3 protein-coding genes are annotated in these 3353 nt (G+C 71.4%); 2 read left to right on the top strand and 1 reads right to left on the bottom strand.

Annotated elements, in window-relative coordinates; all coding sequences use genetic code 11:
- A partial coding sequence (locus AC1D15_RS23130) for a thiamine pyrophosphate-dependent enzyme (RefSeq protein WP_477827818.1) occupies window positions 1-1164 on the top strand: 1164 nt, incomplete at its 5' end.
- A 5-nt stretch (window positions 1165-1169) separates the two neighbouring features.
- Here AC1D15_RS23130 and AC1D15_RS23125 read toward each other — a convergent pair.
- Window positions 1170-2195 (bottom strand): RNA methyltransferase, encoded by a 1026-nt coding sequence (locus tag AC1D15_RS23125; protein ID WP_477827817.1) that lies wholly within the window; start codon window positions 2193-2195, stop codon window positions 1170-1172.
- Window positions 2196-2317: 122 nt separating this feature from the next.
- On the opposite strand from AC1D15_RS23125, the gene AC1D15_RS23120 reads away from it, so the two are divergent.
- On the top strand, window positions 2318-3353 hold a 1036-nt coding region (locus tag AC1D15_RS23120), incomplete at its 3' end, for a M14 family metallopeptidase (protein WP_477827816.1).

The following is a 3353-nucleotide window of genomic DNA, read 5'->3' as shown; positions in this document are numbered from 1 at the left end:
GCCCCGTGGGCCGCCGAGCCGCGGCCGGCGCGTCCGGGCGCGTCGCTGCGCGGCGCGGTCGACGCGCTGCGCGAGGCACGGCGGCCGGTGTTCTACGGCGGCGGGGGCCTGATCAACGCCGGCCCCGCCGCGTGCGCGGCGTTCGCCGAGCTGGTGCGCCGCTGCCACGCGCCGTGCACGCTGACGCTGATGGGCCTCGGCGCCTTCCCGGCATCGAGCCCGCAGTTCCTCGGCATGCTGGGCATGCATGGCACGCTGGAGGCCAACCTCGCGATGCATGACGCCGACCTGGTGGTGTGCGTCGGCGCGCGCTTCGACGACCGCGTCACCGGGCGGCTCGACGGCTTCTGCCCTGAGGCGCGCTTCATCCACGTCGATATCGACCCGACCTCGATCAACAAGGTCGTGAAGACGCAGGTGCCGCTGGTCGGCGATTGCGGCTGGCTGCTGCAGTCGCTGCTGGAGATGCTCGGCCCGCAGCCGCTCGACCCGCAGCGGCTCGACGCGTGGTGGGCGCGCATCGACGGCTGGCGCGCGCAACGCTCGCTCGCCTTCGACGACACGCCGCACCAGATCGCGCCGCAGGCGCTGCTGGCGCGGCTGCAGTCAGCGCTCGACGGCCGCGACGCGATCGTCTCGACCGACGTCGGCCAGCACCAGATGTGGGCCGCGCAGCACCTGCGCTTCGACGCGCCGCGGCGCTGGCTCACCTCGGGCGGGGCCGGCACGATGGGCTACGGGCTGCCGGCGGCGATCGGCGCGCAGGTCGCGCACCCGGGCCGGCTGGTGGTTTGCGTCAGCGGCGATGCGTCGATCCTGATGAACATCCAGGAGATGGCCACGGCCGTGCAGGCGGGCGCACCGGTCAAGGTGGTGCTGCTGAACAACGGCCACATGGGCATGGTGCGGCAGTGGCAGCAGCTGGTGCACGGTGGGCGCACCAGCCAGAGCGCGCTCGACGTGCAGCCGGATTTCGTCGCGCTCGCGAAGGCTTTCGGCTGGCGCGCGCGCCGCGTGGATCAGCGCGGCGCACTCGACGAGGCGCTCGCCGAGTGCCTCGCGAGCCCGGGCCCGTTCTTCCTCGACGTGGTCGTGACGCCCGAGGCGAACTGCTGGCCGATGATCCCGGCCGGCTGTGCGCACGACGAGGTGCGGCTCGGATAGCAGGATCAGGTGGCGTGGATCGGAATGCTGCCCGCCGGCAGCGCACGCGCCCGGAGTTGTCCGCAACCGCCCTCCACGTCCTGCCCCGCCGACTGCCGCAGCGTCGTCAGCACGCCGCGGCCGTGCAGCGTGCGCGCGATGGCCTCGGCGCGCTCCGCGCTCGGCCGCCGGAAGTCCAGCCCCTCGTTGGTGTTGTACGGAATCATGTTCATGATCGCGTACTTGCCGCGCAGCAGCCGCACGATGCCGTCGATCTCGTCGTCGCCGTCGTTGATGCCGTCGAGCRGCGTCCACTGGTACTGGATCGGGTAGCCGCTGGCGCGCGCATAGCGTTCGCCGAGCTCGACCAGTTCATCGGGCGCGATGCGCGGCGCGCGCGGCAGCAGCTGCTCGCGCAAGGCCGCCTTGGTGGTGTGCAGCGACAGTGCCAGCGCCGGCTTCACCGGGCCTTCGGGCAGCCGCTCGAACACCCGCGGGTCGCCGACGGTCGAGAACACCAGGCTCTTGTGGCCGATGCCGCCGGCGGTGCCGAGCAGCTCGATGGCCTCCATCACGTTGTCGAGGTTGTGGGCCGGCTCGCCCATGCCCATGAAGACGACCTTCTTCACCGGCCGGCGCGCGCGGGCCAGCGCGACCTGCGCGACGATCTCGGCGCTGCCGACCTGGCGCAGCAGCCCGTCGCGGCCGGTCGCGCAGAACACGCAGCCCACCGCGCAGCCGACCTGGGTCGACACGCACAGGCCGTCGCGCGGCAGCAGCACGCTCTCGACCGCCTGGCCATCGGGCAGCTCGACCAGCAGGCGGGCCGAGCCGTCGTCGGCCGGGTGCTCGGAGCGCAGGCGCGCCAGGCCGTCGAGCTGTTGCACCAGCGCCGGCAGGGCCTCGCGCAGCGCGAGCGGCAGGAAATCCTCCGGACGGCGCTTGCCGGCATCCTGCGGCAGCGCGCGCGACCACTGGCGCAGCACGCGYTCCTCGTGGACCGGCTTGGCGCCGAGTTCGCGAAGCTGCTGGCGGAGGGTGGTGATGCGCATGGGAGACGGCGAAGAGGCGCCACAGTCTAACGGGCCACGGCGGGGCCACGTCGAGGGCCGACGCCGAAGCCCGCCTTGCGCGACACTCGCTGCTTCGCATCATCACCGCCCAGACGTACGCCATGACGTTGCCCGCCACGCCCACGCCCCGCTTCGACATCTTCTACAAGTACGACGCCCTGACCCAGCTGCTGTTCGACTACGCCGCCGCGCACCCCGGCCTGGTGCAGGTGCAGTCGATCGGCAAGAGCCACGAAGGCCGCGACATCTGGCTCGCGACCGTCACCAACACCGCGACCGGCCCCGACACCGACAAGCCCGCGTTCTGGGCCGACGGCAACATCCACGCCGCCGAGCTGACGGCCAGCACCACCTGCCTGTACTACCTGCACCACCTGGTGACGCAGTACGGCCAGGGTGACGAGATCGGCCGCCAGGTCACGCAGCTGCTCGACACCCGCGTGATCTACCTGTGCCCGCGCATCAACCCCGACGGCGCCGAGCTCGCGCTGGCCGACCGGCCGCGCCACATCCGTTCGTCGACGCGCAGCTACCCGTACGACGAGGAGCCGGTCGAGGGCCTGACGCTCGAAGACGTGGATGGCGATGGCCGCATGCTGACGATGCGCATCCCCGACCCGCACGGCACCTACAAGAAGTGCCCGCAGGACGAGCGGCTGATGGTGCCGCGCGAGCCCGGCGAGTTCGGCGGCGAGTACTACCGGCTGATGCCCGAGGGCCTGCTGAAGAACTACGACGGGCTGACCGTCAACGTGAACCGCGACCAGGAGGGGTTGGACCTGAACCGCAACTTCCCTTCTGCCTGGCGGCAGGAGTTCGAGCAGGTCGGCGCCGGCCCGTACCCGGCCAGCGAGCCCGAGGTGCGGGCGATGGTCGAGTTCATCCTGAAGCACCCGAACATCGGCGCGGCCATCAGCTACCACACGCACAGCGGCGTGATCCTGCGGCCGATGGGCACGCAGAGCGACGACGACATGATCCCGGAGGACCTGTGGTCGTACAAGCGCTTCAGCGCGATCGGCGAGAAGCTCACGGGCTACCCCGCCATCAGCATCTGGCACGACTTCAAGTACCACCCGAAGGAGGTCATCACCGGCACGCAGGACTGGGTGTACGAGCACCTGGGCGCGCTGTTCT

Source organism: Rhizobacter sp. P2_H2, from assembly GCF_056403375.1.
The sequence above is the reverse complement of the archived record's forward strand: the minus strand, read 5'-3'. Positions and strand labels throughout refer to the sequence as shown.